Origin of the sequence: Azospirillum palustre (assembly GCF_002573965.1) — a bacterium.
Lineage (GTDB): Bacteria > Pseudomonadota > Alphaproteobacteria > Azospirillales > Azospirillaceae > Azospirillum > Azospirillum palustre.
On the sequence record NZ_PDKW01000043.1, the window covers coordinates 1,069,674 to 1,087,548 of the forward strand.

Annotated in this window: 12 protein-coding genes; 5 read left to right on the forward strand and 7 right to left on the reverse strand. The window is 69.0% G+C overall.

Annotated elements, in window-relative coordinates:
- Position 1 precedes the first annotated feature (1 nt).
- On the reverse strand, positions 2-1,789 hold the full coding sequence (locus CRT60_RS27425) for an ABC transporter ATP-binding protein (protein WP_098739659.1): 1,788 nt from the start codon (positions 1,787-1,789) through the stop codon (positions 2-4).
- Positions 1,790-1,966: 177 nt separating this feature from the next.
- Here CRT60_RS27425 and CRT60_RS27430 point away from each other — a divergent pair, with 177 nt between their 5' ends.
- Complete coding sequence (locus CRT60_RS27430; protein WP_098739660.1) at positions 1,967-3,004, forward strand: patatin-like phospholipase family protein; 1,038 nt, start codon at positions 1,967-1,969, stop codon at positions 3,002-3,004.
- A gap of 19 nt (positions 3,005-3,023) precedes the next feature.
- On the opposite strand, the gene CRT60_RS27435 is transcribed toward CRT60_RS27430, so the two are convergent.
- Positions 3,024-3,206, reverse strand: coding sequence for a hypothetical protein (locus CRT60_RS27435; protein WP_085089555.1), 183 nt, complete (start codon positions 3,204-3,206; stop codon positions 3,024-3,026).
- 161 nt (positions 3,207-3,367) lie between these two features.
- Here CRT60_RS27435 and CRT60_RS27440 point away from each other — a divergent pair, with 161 nt between their 5' ends.
- Both CRT60_RS27440 and CRT60_RS27445 read left to right on the forward strand, forming a co-directional pair.
- Entirely contained in the window at positions 3,368-3,874 is a 507-nt protein-coding gene (locus tag CRT60_RS27440) for an RT0821/Lpp0805 family surface protein (RefSeq protein ID WP_098739661.1), read from the forward strand.
- 119 nt (positions 3,875-3,993) lie between these two features.
- A complete protein-coding gene (locus CRT60_RS27445) occupies positions 3,994-5,883 on the forward strand; it encodes a potassium/proton antiporter (protein ID WP_098739662.1) in 1,890 nt (629 codons plus the stop codon).
- 3 nt (positions 5,884-5,886) lie between these two features.
- Here CRT60_RS27445 and CRT60_RS27450 read toward each other — a convergent pair whose 3' ends face one another.
- A complete protein-coding gene (locus CRT60_RS27450) occupies positions 5,887-7,560 on the reverse strand; it encodes an ABC transporter permease (RefSeq protein ID WP_098739663.1) in 1,674 nt (557 codons plus the stop codon).
- Positions 7,561-7,656: 96 nt separating this feature from the next.
- Positions 7,657-9,483 (reverse strand): translational GTPase TypA, encoded by a 1,827-nt coding sequence (gene typA, locus CRT60_RS27455; RefSeq protein WP_098739664.1) that lies wholly within the window; start codon positions 9,481-9,483, stop codon positions 7,657-7,659.
- Positions 9,484-9,676: 193 nt separating this feature from the next.
- Here typA and CRT60_RS27460 point away from each other — a divergent pair, with 193 nt between their 5' ends.
- Positions 9,677-11,728 (forward strand): autotransporter assembly complex protein TamA, encoded by a 2,052-nt coding sequence (locus CRT60_RS27460; RefSeq protein WP_244592787.1) that lies wholly within the window; start codon positions 9,677-9,679, stop codon positions 11,726-11,728.
- Between the two features lie 59 nt (positions 11,729-11,787).
- Positions 11,788-16,152, forward strand: coding sequence for a translocation/assembly module TamB domain-containing protein (locus CRT60_RS27465; protein WP_098739666.1), 4,365 nt, complete (start codon positions 11,788-11,790; stop codon positions 16,150-16,152).
- Positions 16,153-16,167: 15 nt separating this feature from the next.
- Here CRT60_RS27465 and CRT60_RS27470 read toward each other — a convergent pair whose 3' ends face one another.
- The 3 genes from CRT60_RS27470 to CRT60_RS27480 form a co-directional block, all read right to left on the reverse strand.
- Positions 16,168-17,064: a methyltransferase domain-containing protein gene (locus CRT60_RS27470; RefSeq protein ID WP_244592788.1), complete on the reverse strand. Its 897-nt coding sequence runs from the start codon at positions 17,062-17,064 to the stop codon at positions 16,168-16,170.
- Positions 17,061-17,372, reverse strand: coding sequence for a hypothetical protein (locus CRT60_RS27475; RefSeq protein WP_098739667.1), 312 nt, complete (start codon positions 17,370-17,372; stop codon positions 17,061-17,063). The genes CRT60_RS27470 and CRT60_RS27475 overlap by 4 nt, the downstream gene beginning before the upstream one ends.
- 129 nt (positions 17,373-17,501) lie before the next feature.
- Positions 17,502-17,837, reverse strand: coding sequence for a hypothetical protein (locus CRT60_RS27480; protein ID WP_098739668.1), 336 nt, complete (start codon positions 17,835-17,837; stop codon positions 17,502-17,504).
- Positions 17,838-17,875: the final 38 nt, after the last annotated feature.

Genomic DNA, 17,875 nt, shown 5'->3' on the forward strand with positions numbered 1-17,875 from the left:
CTCAGGCCCCCGCCCGCACCTCGTCCTCGCCGAATTGCAGCCGGCACAGCCGGGCATAGGCCCCGTCGGCCGCCAGAAGCGCCTCATGCGGGCCCTGTTCGATGATGCGCCCGCCTTCCATCACCACGATCCGGTCGGCATTGCGCACCGTCGCCAGACGATGGGCGATCACCAGCGTGGTGCGACCCGCCGTCAACCGCTCCAGGGCAGCCTGCACCAGACGTTCCGATTCGCTGTCCAGCGCGCTGGTCGCCTCGTCCAGCAGCAGGATCGGCGCGTCCTTCAGGAAGGCGCGGGCCAGCGCCAGACGCTGGCGCTCGCCGCCCGACAGCTTCACGCCGCGGTCGCCGATCACCGTGTCGTAGCCCTCCGGCAGCTTCGACACGAAGTCGTGCGCAGCGGCCGCCTTGGCGGCGGCGATCACGTCGTCCATCCCGGCGTCGAGCCGGCCGAAGCAGATGTTCGCCCGCACGGTGTCGTTGAACAGCACGGTGTCCTGGCTGACGATGGACACGGCACCGCGCAGGCTGCGCAGGGTGGCGCCGCGGACATCCTGGCCGTCGATCAGCACCTCGCCCCCCGTCACGTCGTAGAGGCGGGGGATCAGGTTGAAGACCGTCGATTTGCCGGCGCCGCTGCGCCCGACCAGCGCCACCGTGCTGCCGGCCGGCACATCGAGGTCGATGCCCTTCAGCGTGTCGGCCCCGGCCTCGTAGGAGAAGCGGACGCCGCGCAGCGCGACGGCACCCGTGGAGACGGCGAGCGGCTTGGCGCCCGGCTGCTCGACGATGGTCGGCTGCTGGTCCAGCAGTTCGAAGATGCGCTGGGCGGCGGCAAGCCCTTCCTGCAAGGCGGCGTTCAGCGTGCCGATGGCGCGCACCGGCTGGGCCGCCATCAGCAGCGCGCCGACGAAGCCGGAGAAGGCGCCGACCGACCCTTCGCCCATCGTCATGCGATAGCCGGCGAAGGCGATCACGCCGGCAACCGCGACGCCGCCCAGCACCTCCATCATCGGGTCGATGCGCGAGCGGGCGCGCACCGCCTTCATCGTCAGCAGGTAGTTCTCGTGGAAGGCGCGGCCGGCGCGGGCGCGCTCATAGTCTTCGAGGTTGTAGGTCTTGACCATGCGCGCGCCCGACAGGCTTTCGGTCAGCAGCGAGGTCATGTCGCCCATCTGCGCCTGGGTGTCGCGGGAGACGCGGCGCAGACGCTTGCCGATCCGCACGATGGGAACGGCGGCGATGGGATAGATGATGAAGACGATCAGCGACAGCAGCCAGTCGAGATAGAACATCGACCCGACCAGCGCGATCACCGTCAGGATGTCGCGCACCAGCCCGGTCAGCGTCCGGGTCAGCGCGTTGCGGATCAGATCGACGTCGTTGATGAAGCGCGAGGTCAGCGACCCGGTGGGCGTGGCGTGCAACTGCGCCATGTCGGCGGTTTGCAGGTGCGTGAACATCGCCAGCCGGACATCGGCGATGATGCGCTGGACGATGTCGCTGGTCACCACCGTCTGGGAATAGAGCGACACGCCCTTGATGATCGTCACCGCCACGATGGCGAGCGGGATCGCCAGCAGCATGCCGCGGTCCTGGGCGGAGAACATGGCATAGGACCGGTCGATCAGCAGCGGATAGGCGCCGGTGGTCGCCGCCACCACCGCCATCAGCACGAAGGACAGCAGCAGCTTGCCGCGATAGGGACGCACCCATTCGCGCCACATCCGGGCCGCCAGCCGTTCGGTCGCCGCATCCAGGCGCAGGGGCTTGCCGCTCTTGTTCGTCACGGTCGCATCCGATCATCTTGTCCGATGGGGATGGCTTAGCCTATGGGCTTCGGCTTTGTCCACCGGTCGACGCGGCGGTGCCGGTGCCGGTTACAGGCTTCCTTTACCGATTCCGTACGAGGATGCTGACGATCGGGGCGGCGAACATCGGTGCCGCCGGGGACGGGGGGAAGGCCAATGCCGAACGGAACCAGCCTGAATGGCGGCATCAATGGCGTTAACACTGGCGGTAACACTGGTGGCGGGAGCGCGCGGCGTCCGCGCATCGGTCTTGCGCTGGGCGGCGGCGTGGCGCGCGGCTGGGCGCATATCGGGGTGCTGCGGGCGCTGAAGCGCTATGGCATCGAGGCCGACATCGTCTGCGGCTCCTCGGTCGGGGCGCTCGTGGGCGGCGTCCATCTCGCGGGAAAGCTCGACACGCTGGAAGAGTGGGTGCGCACGCTGACCCGGATGAAGATCGTCGGCTATCTGGATCTGCGGCTGCGCCAGGGCGGCGGGCTCATCAGCGGCGACCGGCTGCTGGCTGAACTGCGTCTGCATCTGGGCGACGTGCGGATCGAGGAACTGCCATGCCCCTATGCCGCCGTCACCACCGATCTGGTGACCGGTCACGAGGTGTGGCTGCAACGCGGCGAACTGGTCGACGCCATGCGGGCGTCCTTCTCGCTGCCGGGGGTATTCCCGCCGGTGTCCATCGACGGGCGCTGGATGATTGACGGCGCGCTGGTCAACCCGGTGCCGGTGTCGGCCTGCCGGGCGCTGGGCGCGCAGATGGTGATCGCCGTCAATCTGGCCGGCGATATCCTGGGCAAGGCGCGCAAGCCCGGGTCGAGCGTGCCGACCGCCGCGGGCTTCGACCTGTTGCGGCTGGTCGAGGACGAGACGCCGGGCCATCGCGCGCCGAGCGGCATCGGCGCCTTGACGCGTCGGATCTTCCGCCGCGACTATGAAGGGCCGAGCCTGTTCGGCGTGATGGTCTCGTCGCTCAGCATCGTCACCGACCGTATCACCCGCTCACGGCTGGCCGGCGATCCGCCGGACGTGCACATCGTGCCGCGGCTGGGTCACATCGGGCTCACCGAGTTCGACCGGGCCGACGATTGCATCCGCGAGGGCGAGGCGGCGGTGGAGCGCGTCCTGCCGGAACTGCATGACGCGCTCGCCGTCTTCGCCACCGGTCCGCGCGAATCGACGCGCGCACCGGTGCGGGACTGAGGCTGTAGCAAACCCGATCTTAGTGATCGATGGCGGTGCCCAGCGCCGCGCCGCCCAGGCCGCCGATCACGGCGCCGCGGGTACCGTCCACCGCGTAACCGCCTGCCGCACCGGCCGCACCGCCGACCACGCCGCCAGTCGAGCAGGCGGTGACGGAAAGGAGCGCGAACACCGCACCGATCAGACGCAAACGGGACATCATACTACCCTCCACGTGTTGACTGTTCGGTCTCTAAACACGCGAAAACGCATTTTGCTTCCATCGGCCCCTGATCTTTTGGTCCTGCTTCTTTGGGGGAACTTCTTCTCTCCATAAGCGTTGACCGGACTTTAACCGTGAAACGTTGATATGGGGGAACCACCATGCGGACCATGACCAACAGGTTGCGCGTCACGGCCATCGCCGCGGTCGCGGCTCTGTCGCTTGGCGCCTGCCAGACCGGCAACGGCAGCGGCGGCGGCATCGGCGGGATGAACACGTCGGAGACGGTCGGCACGCTGGGCGGCGCCGTCGCCGGCGGCCTGCTCGGCTCGCGCTTCGGCGGCGGCGCGGGCAAGCTGGCGACGACGGCCATCGGCACGCTGGTCGGCGCCTATGCCGGACAGCAGCTGGCCCGGCACTTCAGCCCCGCCGACCAGAACCGCGCGTCGGACGCGGAGGAGCGCGCTGTCGCCAACAACCAGACCATCACCTGGAACAACCCGCAGTCCGGCAACAGCGGCACCATCCAGCCGGTGAGGACCTATCAGGGCACCGACGGCCAGACCTGCCGCGACTACAACCATACGGTCGTGATCGACGGCAGGACCGAAGTGGCACGCGGCACCGCCTGCCGTCAGGCTGACGGAAGCTGGAAGCTGGTATCGTAAGCGTACAGCCTATCCGAATGACCGCCTCCGGGTCCTACTCCTTGCGGATGTGTGGAGTTGCCGTCAAAATCAAGGAGTTCCGCCGGATGGCGGCCCGATAAAAACGGCGTGCGGGGCTTATGGAGGCGGTCAGCTACATCATCCTCATCGGATCGACCCTGCTGATCGTCAGCGTGCTGACCAGCTACCTTGCTTTGCGGGTCGGTGCGCCGCTGCTGCTGATCTTCCTCGGCATCGGCCTGCTGGCCGGCGAGGACGGGATCGGCCACATCTCCTTCAACGATGCCGGCTCCGCCTTCCTGATCGGATCGATGGCGCTGGCGGTGATCCTGTTCGAAAGCGGGTTCGACACCAAGCTCGCCAGCTACAAGGCGGCAGCCTGGCCGGCGATGACGCTGGCGACGGTCGGGGTGGCGGTCACCACCGGCGTGGTGGGGATCGCCGCCCATTACCTGATGGGGCTGGCCTGGGGGGAGGCGCTGCTGGTCGGGGCGGCGTGCAGCTCCACCGACGCGGCGGCGGTCTTCTTCCTGCTGCGCGTCGGCGGCATCACGCTCCGCGACCGCGTCCGCTCCACTCTGGAAATCGAATCGGGCAGCAACGACCCGGTCGCCATCATGGTGACCATCCTGCTGGTGGAGGCGGCGACCCACGGTCTGGCGTCCCCCATCGCCATTGTCGGCGAGCTGGTGCTGGCCTTTTCGCTGGGCGGGGTGATGGGGCTGGCCGGCGGCTGGCTGCTGGTGACCTTCATCAACAAGGCGAATTTCGAAGCTGGGCTGAACCCGGTGGTGACGCTGACCTTCGCCCTGTTCATCTTCGCCGTCACCAACGTGATGGGCGGCAGCGGCTATCTCGCCGTCTATGCCGCCGGGCTCTATGCCGGCAACGTCAAGCTGCGCGGGGCGCTGGAATTGCGGCGTTTCCATGCCGGGCTGACCTGGCTCAGCCAGATCGTCATGTTCGTGATGCTGGGGCTGCTCGCCACGCCGCGGGAATTCGCCGGGATGATCCTGCCGGCGCTGGGTGTGGCCTTTGTCCTGATCGTCGTCGCCCGCCCCGCCGCGGTGTGGATGTGCCTGCTGCCCTTCCGCTTCTCGGTCCGGGAGACCAGCTTCATCGCCTGGGTGGGCTTGCGCGGTGCGGTGTCGCTTCTGCTGGCGCTGGTGCCGGTGCTGGGCGGGCTGGAGAACGGCCAGCTGATCTTCAACACCGCCTTCATCGTCGTGGTGGTGTCGCTGCTGGTGCAGGGCTCGACCATCGGCACGATGGCGCGGGCGCTGGAACTGATCGTGCCGCCGCGCCGCGGCCCGGTGGAGCGCGTGGAGCTGGAGCTTCCCGGCAATGCCGACCAGGAACTGGTCGCCTACACCGTCCATGCCAAGAGCCCGGCGGCCAGAGGGCAGCGTATGCCGCGCTGGGCCAAGCCGTCGCTGGTCATCCGGTCGGGCGCGGTGGTGCCGCTGCACAAGGCGAAGCCGTTGCAGCCCGGCGACCATGTCTATCTGTTCACGCCGCAGCACCGGCTGCCCCTGATCGACAGGCTCTATGGCGGCAGCCGGGCGCTCGACCAGAACGACCGGGAGTTCTACGGCGATCTGGTGCTGAGCCCCGACGCGACGGTCGAGCAGATCGCCGAGATGTATGGGCTGCCGCTGTCGATGTCGAACGCCCGGCTGACGCTGAGCGACCTGCTGCGCAACGAGTTTGGCGGCTCCTGCGAATTGGGCGACCGGGTGCGCATGGGCGGTGTCGAGTTGATCGTGCGCGATATGGAGGACAACATCATCACCTCCGTCGGCCTGGCGCTGGAGCCGGCCCGCGTGACCAGCCGGCGCCGGCCGCTCTATCAGCGCCTCATCGATATCGGCGGGCGGCTGGGCGGCTGGTGGAACGAGCAGTCCTTCCGCCGTTGGAAGGAACGCGAAAAGCAGCGGGCATGCCGGGCGGGCGTGCCGGCGGCGGAGCCCCGGCATGACGAGCGGGTGGAAAGCCGCACCGAAGTCTGACGGTCAGTCGCGGTGCCCCGGCCGCGACGCCGCGATGGTGCGGCTGAGATAGATGACCGGGGCGAGGCCGACCAGAACGATCACCAGGGCGGGCAGGGCGGCATCGTCCAGCCGCTCGGTGGAAGCCATGCGGAAGGCCTCGATTGCCAGCGTGTCGAAATTGAAGGGGCGCAGGATCATCGTCGCCGGCAGCTCCTTCGTGATGTCGACGAAGACCAGCATGGCGGCGCTCAGCAGGCTGGGGCGCAGCAGCGGCAGATGGACCCGGCGCAGCACCTGCAACGGCGTGTGGCCGAGCGAGCGTGCCGCCCCCTCCAGATTCGGACCGATCTTGGCGAAGCCCGACTCCAGCGGCCCATAGGCGACGACGAAGAAGCGGATCAAATAGCCGTAGAGGATGCCGGCGATGGTGGTGCCGAGGACAGCACCCATCGGCCAGCCGGTCCAGTCGCGCGTCAGACCGACGGTGATGAGGATGCCGACGGCGATCACCGTGCCCGGCGTGGCATAGCCGAGTGAGGCGAGCCGTGCGGCGCCGGTGGCGAAGCCGCTGCGGTCATGGCGCACTCCATGGATCACCATCAGCGCCACCGCGACGACCAGAACCGCGCCGCTGGCGCCCAGGATGAAGGTGTTCACCGTCAGGTCGGTGAAGCGGGCGAGCGTCAACTCGGTGCCGCCGCGCAGGATCATGCGGATCAGCACGGCGCCGGGCAGCAGGAAGCCGAACAGCACCGGCGTCAGGCAGACGATCCAGGCCACCATCGTGCCGCGGGCCGACAGGCGTGGGGCGGGCAGGGCGCGGTAGCGGCCGGTGGTCTGGTGGAAGCGCATCTTTCCGCGCGACAGCCGCTCCAGCCCGACCAGCGCCAGCACCACCAGCAGAAGGACGGCGGCGAGCTGTGCCGCCGCGGCCGGATCGCCCAGCGCGAACCAGGTGCGGTAGATGCCGACGGTGAAGGTGTCGATGCCGAAATAGCGGACCGCCCCGAAGTCGGCCAGCGTTTCCATCAGCGCATAGCCGACGCCGGCCACCAGCGCCGGACGGGCGAGCGGCAGTGCCACCCGGCGGAAGGCGCCGAAGGCGGTGCAACCCAGCGTGCGGCTGGCCTCCAGCACGCAGACCGACTGTTCCAGGAAGGCGGCGCGGGTCAGCACATAGACATAGGGGTACAGCACCGACGACAGCACCAGCCCGGCACCCCAGGCTGTGTGGATGTCCGGGAACCAATAGTCGCCGCGCCGCCAACCGAAGGTGGCGCGCAGGAAGGATTGCAGCGGTCCGGCGAATTGCAGGAAGTCGGTGTAGGTGTAGGCCAGCACATAGGCCGGCATGGCGAGCGGCAGCAGCAGCAGCCATTGCAGGATCCCGCGACCGCGGAAGTCGTGCATGGTGACGGTCCAGGCGCAGGCGACGCCGGTCACCAGCGTGACGACGCCGACGATGCCCAGCAGGATCACCGTGTTGAGGATATAGCCGGGAAGCACCGTCCGCGCCATGTGCCCCCACAGATCGGTGGAGATTCCGGCGGACTGGACGAAGACGGCGAGGATCGGCAGGGCGATCAGCAGTGCGAGGATCAGGGCGAACAGCCCGGTCGGCCCGATTCGTGCCCACAGCTGGCGGGGAGAGAAGGACGGGGAGCCGGGGGACCTCGCGTCGGTCGCCATCGCCATGCGGAAACATCCTCGCAGTCTGCAAAAAGAAGGCGGCGCCTGCTCCCTGTCAGGGGGCAAGCGCCGCCGGTACTCTACCCTATATGCGAACCGTTATCAGCTGGCTTCGGCGGCACGCGAGTGACGCTTGCGCTCGTTCGGATCGAGGTAGCGCTTGCGCAGGCGGATCGACTTCGGCGTCACTTCCACCAGCTCATCGTCGGAGATGTAGGACAGTGCCTTTTCCAGGGTCATCTGGATCGGCGGGGTCAGGCGGACAGCCTCGTCCTTGCTGGTGGTGCGGATGTTCGTCAGCTGCTTGCCCTTGATGACATTGACCTCAAGGTCGTTGCCGCGGGTGTGCTCGCCGATGATCATGCCCTGATAGACCGGCACGCCCGGATCGATCAGCATCGGGCCGCGATCTTCCAGGTTCCACAGGGCGTAAGCCACCGCGGTACCGTCGCTGTTGGAGATCAGGACGCCGGTGCGCCGCGCCGCGATGGCGCCCTTGAACGGGGCGTAGCCGTGGAACAGGCGGTTCATGATGCCGGTGCCGCGGGTGTCGGTCAGGAACTCGCCCTGATAGCCGATCAGGCCGCGCGACGGCGCATGGAAGACGATACGGGTCTTGTTGCCGCCGGACGGGCGCATCTCGATCAGGTCGGCCTTGCGCTCCGACATCTTCTGCACGACGGTGCCCGAGAACTCCTCGTCGACGTCGACGACGACTTCCTCGATGGGCTCCAGGCGCTGGCCGTTCAGCGGATCGGTCTTGAACAGCACGCGCGGACGGCTGATCGCCAGCTCGTAGCCCTCGCGGCGCATCGTCTCGATCAGGATGCCCAGCTGCAGTTCGCCGCGGCCGGCGACCTCGAAGGCGTCGCCGCCCTCGGTGTCGGAGATGCGCAGCGCCACGTTGCCTTCGGCTTCGCGGAACAGGCGGTCGCGGATCATGCGGCTGGTGACCTTGTCACCCTCGCGGCCGGCCAGCGGGCTGTCGTTGACCGAGAAGGTCATCGCCAGGGTCGGCGGGTCGATCGGCTGGGCGTGGATCGCCTCGGCCACTTCGGGCGCGCAGATGGTGTCGGCCACGGTGGTGTTGGTCAGGCCGGCCAGCGCGACGATGTCGCCGGCATGGGCCTCGTCCACCGGAACGCGCTCCAGGCCGCGGAAGGCCAGCACCTTGCTGATGCGGGCGTTCTCGACCAGCTTGCCGTCGCGGCTCATCGACTTGACGGCCATGTTGACCTTGACCGAACCGGTCAGGATGCGGCCGGTCAGGATGCGGCCCAGATACGGGTTCGCTTCCAGCGTGGTCGCCAGCATGCTGAAGGGCAGGTTTTCCTCGACCTTCGGGGCCGGGACATGGTCGCGGATCAGTTCGAACAGCGGGGTCAGCGTCTCGCGGGCGCCGTTCTCCAGATCCGTGGTCGCCCAGCCGTTGCGGCCCGAGGCGAACAGGGTCGGGAAGTCCAGCTGCTCGTTCGAGGCGTCGAGCGAGGCGAACAGGTCGAACACCTCGTCATGCACCTCGTGCGGACGGCCGTCGGGACGGTCCACCTTGTTGATGACGACGATAGGACGCAGGCCGAGCTTCAGGGCCTTGCCCAGCACGAACTTGGTCTGCGGCAGCGGGCCTTCGGCCGCGTCGCAGAGCAGGACGACGCCGTCGACCATGGAGAGGATGCGCTCCACCTCGCCGCCGAAATCGGCGTGGCCCGGGGTGTCGACGATGTTGATGCGCAGGTCGTTCCACAGAACGGACGTGCACTTGGCCAGGATGGTGATGCCGCGCTCGCGCTCCAGGTCGTTGGAGTCCATGGCGCGCTCGGCGACCTGCTGGTTCTCGCGGAACGAGCCGGCCTGCTTGAGGAGCTGATCGACCAGCGTGGTCTTGCCGTGGTCGACGTGGGCGATGATAGCGACGTTACGGAGATTCATGGAGCCTTCGGTCTCGCAAGGGCACCCCCGACACGCAGCAGCGTCATGCCACAAACAACAAAAAGGCCCGCCGAACAAAATCGGTGGGCGCTGTCGGGGAAACTGTTGCGGCGCAATATATGGATCCCCGGCAAAAACGCAAGTGCCGTGCCCTTTGGTCTAGGGCGAATTTCCGGGATGGAGCCATGCGTCAATGGGCCCTACATTGGGGACGATGATCCGCTTCGCTTCCGCTTCCCGCCGCCGCGCCGCCGTTGCAACCAGGATTGCAGCCGCTCCGCTCAAGGCTCCGATCGCCATGCCGATGGTCGCCGCCCTGCTGATGCTGGGGCCGGCCGACGCCGGCTATGCCCAGGATTCGCCGCCCGACAGCATCCCCGGCGCCGTGCCCGCGGCGCCATCGGAGGGGGCTCCGTCGGACGCCGCGCCGCTGGACGAGGAGGTGAGGCCGGCCGGCATCACCTATGAGGTGGAGATCACCGGCGTCGAGGATGAGGGGCTGCGCGGCACGCTGCGCGACGCCTCCACCCTGGTCGAGCTGAAGGACGACCATCCGCCCTCGCTGATCGGGCTGGAGCGGCGGGCCGACAGCGACCGCGACCGTTTGCAGACGGCGCTGCGCTCCGCCGGCTATTACGACGCGAAGCTGGACATCCGCATCGACGATCCGGCGGCGGCCGGGACCCTGCCGGCGGGCGGACAGGCTCCGCCGGTCAAGGTGACGGTCGCGGTGACGCCGGGGCCGCTCTATCACATCAAGACGGTGACGGTGCGCGGTGTTTCCAATTCCACTGGCAGCTCGACATTACCCAAGGAGCTCGCGACCGACGATCTCGGCCTCGTCGCCGGTGCGCCGGCAATCGCGCAGAAGGTGCTGGACGCCGAATCGGAGCTGGTCGGCCGGCTGAGCAAGCGCGGCTATGCCTTCGCCAAGGTGCCCGACCGCGAGGTGGTGGTCGATCATTCCGACCGGACGATGGACGTCACCTACAGTGTCGATCCCGGTCCGCTCACCCGCTATGGCGCGACCCGCATCGAAGGGCTGGAGAAGGTCGACGAGGATCTGGTGCGCGGGCGTCTCGCCTGGAAGGAGGGGCAGGTCTACGACCCCGGCGCCACCGACCGGGCGCGCCAGGACATCGCCGCCCTTCAGGTCTTCGACACCGTCCGCGTGCGGATGGCGGACGAGCCGGGGCCGGACGGCGTGACGCCGGTCATCGTGTCGGTCGGCGAGCGCAAGCGCCGCTTCATCGGCGGCGGCGTCACCTATTCGACCGAGGACGGGGTGGGCGCCAACGCCTATTGGGGCCACCGCAACCTGTTCGGCGGGGCGGAGCAGCTCCGCGTCGGCGTCGATGTCGGGCGCGTCGCCGGCTCAAGCGGCGGTACGTCGAGCAAGGGTAACGACCTGCCGGACCTGCGCTTCAGCGTCAATTTCCGCAAGCCCGACTTCCTGGCGGTGAAGCAGTCGCTGCTGGTCAATTTCGCCGTGGTGAACGACCAGCCGCCGGCCTACAGCCGCGTCGCGTCCGAACTGACGGTGAAGCTGGAGCGGCCTTTGACCGACCAGCTGACCGTCAGCTACGGCGTGACCGGCGAGCGCGGCCGGGTGCGGACGGAGGACACCACCTATCAGACCTCCTTCATCGGTGTGCCGCTGGGGGCGGCCTGGAACGGCACCGACAATCTGCTGAACCCGACCTCCGGCCAGCGGGCATCGTTGCAGGTGACGCCCTGGTTCCCGGTGGGCGGCGACACCAAGTCGCCCTTCACCTCGATATTGCTGAACGGCTCCACCTATTACGACCTCGGCAAGGATGGGCGCTATGTCGCCGCGGGCCGGATCGGGCTGGGCAGCATCCTCGGCACGTCGCTGAGCGACATTCCGCCGGATCACCGCTTCTATGCCGGCGGTGGCGGGTCGGTGCGCGGCTACGGCTTCCAGAAGGCGGGGCCACGCGACCGCTACGACGATCCGGTCGGCGGTCGGTCGCTGTTCGAGATCGGGGCAGAACTGCGCATCAAGGTGACGGAGAACATCGGCGTGGTGCCCTTCGTCGATGCCGGCACCGTCTATGACAAGGCCTACCCCGACTTCAGCGAGCCGTTGCGCGTCGGTGCCGGGCTGGGGCTGCGCTACTACACCGACTTCGGTCCGCTGCGCGTCGATGTCGGCGTTCCGCTCAATCCCGCCAGCGGCGATTCACGCTGGCAGCTGTATCTCAGCCTGGGGCAGGCGTTCTGAGGGCGCAATTTCGTCCCAATCCTTTGGGACGATGACCGTTTATTGCGGTTGAGACATAGATGGTGCTGGTGAAAGGGCATGGTGTGACGGCGGTTCGCTTATTCCTGGTCGGTCTGACGATCCTTGCCGGCCTGCTGGCCGGCCCGCAGCCCGCTCGGGCCTTCTCGCTGTTCTCCGGCGATACCGCCCGGGAATGGCTGGTCGAGAAGATCGAGGGTGCCGTTGAATCGCCGGACATGCACCTGAAGCTGGGCGCCATCGAAGGCAGCATTCCCACCGACTTCACCATTGCGACCGTCACGCTGGCGGACAGCCAGGGCGTCTGGCTGACCATCGACCGGCTGCATGTGGTGATGTCCCCGTCCGCCCTGTTCATGCGCAGCGCCAGGATCGACGCACTGGAGGCGGCGTCGGTCGTGGTGACCCGCGCGCCGGTCAGCACCCAGCCGGCTGCACCCTCCGATCCCAACGCCCCGCTGCTGCCCAGCCTGCCGGTCGATATCGATCTGAAGAAGCTTGTGGTGGAGCGGCTGGAGCTGGCGCCGGCATTGTTGGGTGAACCGGCAGTGCTGCGCATTGCCGGCGCCCTGGCGCTGGAGCACAGCGGCGGTGCGCTGAACGCCAACCTGTCGGTGGCGCGCATCGACGACAAGCCGGGCAAGGCCGATCTCGTCGCCGTCTTCGATCCCGGCAAGAACACGCTGAACCTGTCGGTCGATGCGTCCGAACCCGCAGGCGGCGTCATGGCCCGCGCGCTGTCGATACCCGGCCTGCCGCCGGTCGCTCTGACGCTGAAGGGCGACGGCATGCTGGACGACTGGACCGGCAAGCTGACCGCCTTGGCCGGCGAGGCGGCATCGCCCACCGGGACGCTGAATGCCGACGCCTCCATCAAGAAGGGGCCGGAGGGGCATGCGCTGACGCTGGCGGCCGGCGGCAACTTCGCGCCGCTGATCGCCGGGCTGGCCGGCGAAACTGTGGTGCCGCTGATCGGCCCCAACCCGACGCTGAACGCGACGGTGCTGCGGGCGCCGTCCGGGGCCATCAGCCTGCGTCCGCTGGCGCTGAGCGTTGCCGCGGCGAATGCGACGGTCAACGGCGATGTCGCCGCCGATTACAAGAGCCTGACCCTGCGCTGGACCTTGCAGGCCGGGCCGGACTCCACCCTGCATCCGCTGGTGCCGCTGTCCTGGCGCGAGGGCGTGGTGGAAGGCTCCGCCGAAGGGGCGCTGAGCGCGCTGAACGTCGCGGTGAACGCCACCTTGCGCGACCTCGCTGCCGACGATCCGGCGCTGTCCCGCCTCACCGGACCGGAGACCATTCTCGCCGCCAAGGCACAGATCGACACCGGCAGCGGCCGGATCGGCTTGGAGACGCTGGCGCTGACCGCTGCCGCGGCTCGGGCCGAGGCGAAGGGCACCGTCGGCGGCTGGGGCCAGACGGTCGACCTGATGCTGAGCGCGAACGCCGACGACCTCGCGCCGCTGTCGGGCCTCGCCGGCCGGCCGCTGGCCGGTGCCGTGGCGCTGGCGGGGCCGGTGAAGCGCGGTGCCGACGGCACACTGACCGCCGACCTGACCGGCAGCCTCGACCGGCTGTCCACCGGCACGCCTGCCGATGCGGTGCTGGGCGACAAGGCGACGCTGAAGCTGGCCGCCAGGATGGAGCCGGACGGCGCCATGCGCTTGACCGACCTGACAATCGATGGCCGCAACGGCAAGCTGACCGGCAGCGCGGCGCTGGCCGACAACAAGGTCGACGCCCGCACCACCCTGACGGTGGCGAAGCTGGAGCCGCTGGGCGGCGCGCTGGGCACACCGATGGAGGGGGCGGCGACGCTGGAGGCGACCGCGCGCGGCCCGCTCGACGCCATCGAGGCGCAAGCGACGCTGAATGCCCGCGATCTCGTGGTGCAGGGCCGCCGGCTGGGCGCCACGGAGGTCAAGGCGACCGCCGCCGGACTGCCGGCGACGCCAAACGGCACGGTTTCGGCGCGGACCAACCTGGACAAGACGCCGCTGTCGGTGGACGGGCGCTATGCCCTGCGGGAACAGACGCTGCGGCTTGACGGGCTGACCGTCGCCAACGGGAACAACCGCATCACCGGACAGGCACAGGTGGCGCTCGACACGCTGCTCGCCACCGGGCGGCTGGAGGGCAAGCTGCCCAACCTGAATGGCCTGTCGGCGTTGGCGGGGATGCCGCTGGGCGGCGGGGCGAGCTTCACCCTGGCGCTCGACGGCAAGGGCGGCAAGCAGGCGGCCAACCTGACCGCCGACGCCAGCGACCTGCGGGTCGAGGGGCAAGGGGAGGGGGGAGGCGGGCCGCTGCTCACCGCCCGCCGGCTGACCGCCAAGGCCGACGTGGCCGATGCGCTCGGCACCCCCAGCGGCAAGGCGCGGGTGGAGATGACCGACGGCAACGCCGCCGGCACCGAGCTGCGCAGCGTCACGGCCTCGGTCGACGGGTCGCTGGCGAAGGCCGGCTTCCAGGCCACTGCCGCCGGAGCGGGCGCCCAGCCGGTCGCGCTGGACCTTGCCGGCAATCTGACGCAGGAAGGGCAGGTGACGCGCATCCGGCTCGACCGCCTGCAGGCGCGCTATGCCGGGGAGGATCTGCGGACCACCGCCCCGGCGACCATCCTGCTGGCCGACCGCCGGTATGAGGTGAAGGAGTTGCGGCTGTCGTCGGGCAATGCCCGGCTGGCCGCCGACCTCGGCCTGAACGGCGACCGGCTGAGCGGCGAGTTGACCATCGACCGCCTGCCGCTGGCGCTGGCGAAGCTGGCCAGCCCGACGCTGGCGCTGGACGGCGTGGCCAACGCGCGGGCGTCGCTGGGCGGCACGCTGCGCAACCCGCGCGCCGACGCCACCCTGCGGGTCAGCGGCTTGAAAGCGCAGCAGACGACCCAGGCCGGACTGCCGGGCATCGACGCGACGCTGGATGCGCAATGGCGCGACCGCCGGCTGTCGCTGAACAGCCGGGTCGCCATGCCGAAGAATGCCGGTACGCTGACCGCCAGCGCTGCGCTTCCGCTGGTGATGAATCCCGACAGCTATGCCGTCAGCGTGCCGCCCAACGGGGCGCTTGAGGCGGCGGTGAACGGCACGGTGGATCTCTCGCTGGCGAACGACCTGCTCGCCGCGTCCGGTGACCGGGCGCGTGGATCGCTGCGGCTCGACGTGCGCGCCGGCGGGACGGTGGGAAAGCCGGCGCTCGGCGGGTCTGTGGTGCTGGCGAACGGGCGCTACGAGAACCGGGCATCGGGTGCGGTGATCACCAACATCGAGGCGCGGTTGGTCGGCGACGGCGACGTCTTCACCATCCAGAGCTTCCGCGGCCGGACACGCAACGGCGGCGCGATCAGTGCCAGCGGCGTCATCCGTCCGGGTGCTCCCGCCGACCGGCAGTTGGACATCGCCCTCCAGGCCGACAATGCCCGGCTGATGGAGATCGATCTGGTAACGGCGGAAATCGGGGCGAACCTGACCCTGACCGGCGGTTTCGCCAACGCCCGGCTGGCCGGGCCAGTGGACATCCGCCGCGCCGAGATCCAGGTGCCCGACCGTATGCCGGCAAATGTCGTCGATCTGAAGGTGACGGAGGTCGGCAAGAGCCGTCGCGCCCGCGGGACGACCCAGGTGTCCACCGCCGGCGGCACCCGCCGCGTGCCCCAGCCGGCCGAGACGCCGCCGGCCGCGACGCCCTTCGTGCTGGCGCTGGACATGACGGTGAACGCGCCGAACCAGATCTTCGTGCGTGGCCGTGGGTTGGATGCCGAACTTGCCGGCAACTTGCGCGTCAAGGGAACGGCTGCGGCACCGGAGGTGACCGGCCGCTTCAACATCCTGAAAGGCAGCCTGAACCTGCTGGCCAAGAATTTCGAGTTCAAGCGCGGCATCTTCGACTTCGACGGCACCCAGCCCATCGACCCGCGGCTCGACCTGCTGGCCGAGGCGACCGCCAATGGCATCACCGCCGACGTGGTGGTCAGCGGCACCGCCCGCCAGCCGAAGATCGAGCTGACCTCACCCCAGGGACTACCGCAGGACGAGGTGCTGGCCGGCGTGCTGTTCGGCAAGTCGGTGGGTGACCTGAGCGCGGCGGAGGCGGTGCAGCTTGCCCAGTCCGCGGCGGCGCTTGCCGGCGTCGGCGGCGGCGGCGGCGGCATCCTGGACACGGTGCGCCGCAACCTGGGCGTCGACCGCCTGGACTTCACCCAGGGTGAGAATGGCAAGGGCGGGGCGGTACAGGCCGGCCGCTATGTCAGCGACCGCGTCTATGTCGGCGTCGAGCAGGGAATCGGCGCCAACCAGAGCCGGGCGAAGGTCGAGGTCGACATCACCAAGAACCTCAAGGGCACGGCATCCGTCGGCGCCAATTCCGAAACGAAGTTCGGCGTGGTCTACGAGAAGGATTACTGACGGGGTGGGGCGGCGCTAACCCGCCACCCCGACCACGATCCTGGCATGCGACGGCACCGGCACGATGCCGTCCACCGCCCTGGCGTCGAACCGCCGGGCGATGTCGGCCTCCAGCGCCTTTCGCTGTTCCGCAGTCAATCCGCCGAGCCTATGGCCGAAGCTCATGTCGAGGGCGGCATGCCAGAAGGGCTGGCCGGCCGGCGCCTTGCGGACCGGGGTCAGGTCGGTTTCCGATGTCTCCGCGAAGCCAACGGCGCGCATCAGGTCGGACAGAAGTTCCGGTGGCGCGAAGCGGAACAGCGGATCCAGGCTGCCATCCTCGCCGAGATGGTCGGCCACCGCATCGCCGATCTCCGCGAACAGGCCATTCCCGGCGCGCGATCCCCACACCATGAAGGCGGCCTTGCCGCCGGGACGCAGGACACGCCGCACCTCGCGCAGGGCGGTTTCCACCGCCGGCACGAACATGATGCCGAAGCGGCAGGTCACCCCGTCGAAAGCGGCATCGGCGAAGGGCAGGGCGGTCATGTCGGCGGCGGTGAAGGCGGGAGCAGGCCCCTCCACGCTCCGGGCGCGGCGGACGGCACCGGCCATCATGCCGGGGACCAGATCGCTCCCGACCACCAGCCCGTCCGGCCCGGCCCGGCGCGCGGCACTCAGGGCGGGCTCCCCCGCGCCGGATGCAAGGTCGAGTAGGCGGCAGCCCTCGACCAGCCCTGCCGCGTCGAGAAGCGGGCGGTTCAGCTTGTCGGCCAGATCGGCCATCGGATCGGCCCAGCGGTCCCAGGCGTCGGCGCTGGCGGCCCAGCGGTCGCGCTCGCGGCCGGCGTCGGGCATGGCGCCATCGGGCGGCGCAGCATCGGTTGAGGCGGCATCCGCAGGTGCGGTGTCGGGACGGGCGGTTGCGGTCAATGGAGAAGCCTCGCCGTGCCGGCCACGCGCTGGACCGTGTCGGCATCGCTCAGCCGCTCGCCCAGGGCCGACAGCTCGTCGGACAGCTTGCGGTTGGCGTCGGTCAATTGTTGGATGCGGGTCTGCGCCGCCTGCTGCTGCTGGGACAGGGTCGCCACCGTCTCCGTCAGCTTGCGGATTTGCTGGGACTGGCGGGCCGCCGCCTCGTTCTGGCTGCGGCGGATCGATCCGACGGCCACCAGCACGACAAGGCTGATGGTCACGCCGGCCGCAATGGCGACGATGCTGATCCCGGTGAACCAGTCCATGGGCGCGAAGCTTCCGCCCATTTCACCCGATGGTCAAGCAGCCTGACAATCCATGAACGCAACGGACCCGGCGCCGAGGCGGGCGCCGGGTCTACGTTGTCGAAGAAACAAGCGGGGAGGCTGTTGCGCTCAGCCGACGGTGCCGGTGACCGGACGTTCCGCCTTCATGCGCAGTTCCTTCAGGTGATCGCCGAAGGCGCGCAGGACCGGCATGATCCGCTGGGTCTGGTCGGCGGTGACGTGGGCATCCGTCTTCAGCACGATGGTCGGCGCCTCGGCCATCAGGCGCTTGGCGCGCATCGGGCCAACCTTGTCGTCGAGGAACATCGCCATGCCCATCAGAATGCCCAGCGTGACGTCGTCCGGAGCCTTGGGCAGGGCCAGGACTTCATGAAGCTCGTTCAGCAGCGTGTAGGCGACGATGGAGGTGCGTTCGATGGTGTCGACGTCGGCGGCCATGGGCATCGGGCAGGTCCTCGGGAAACGTTCGGATGAAACGTTGC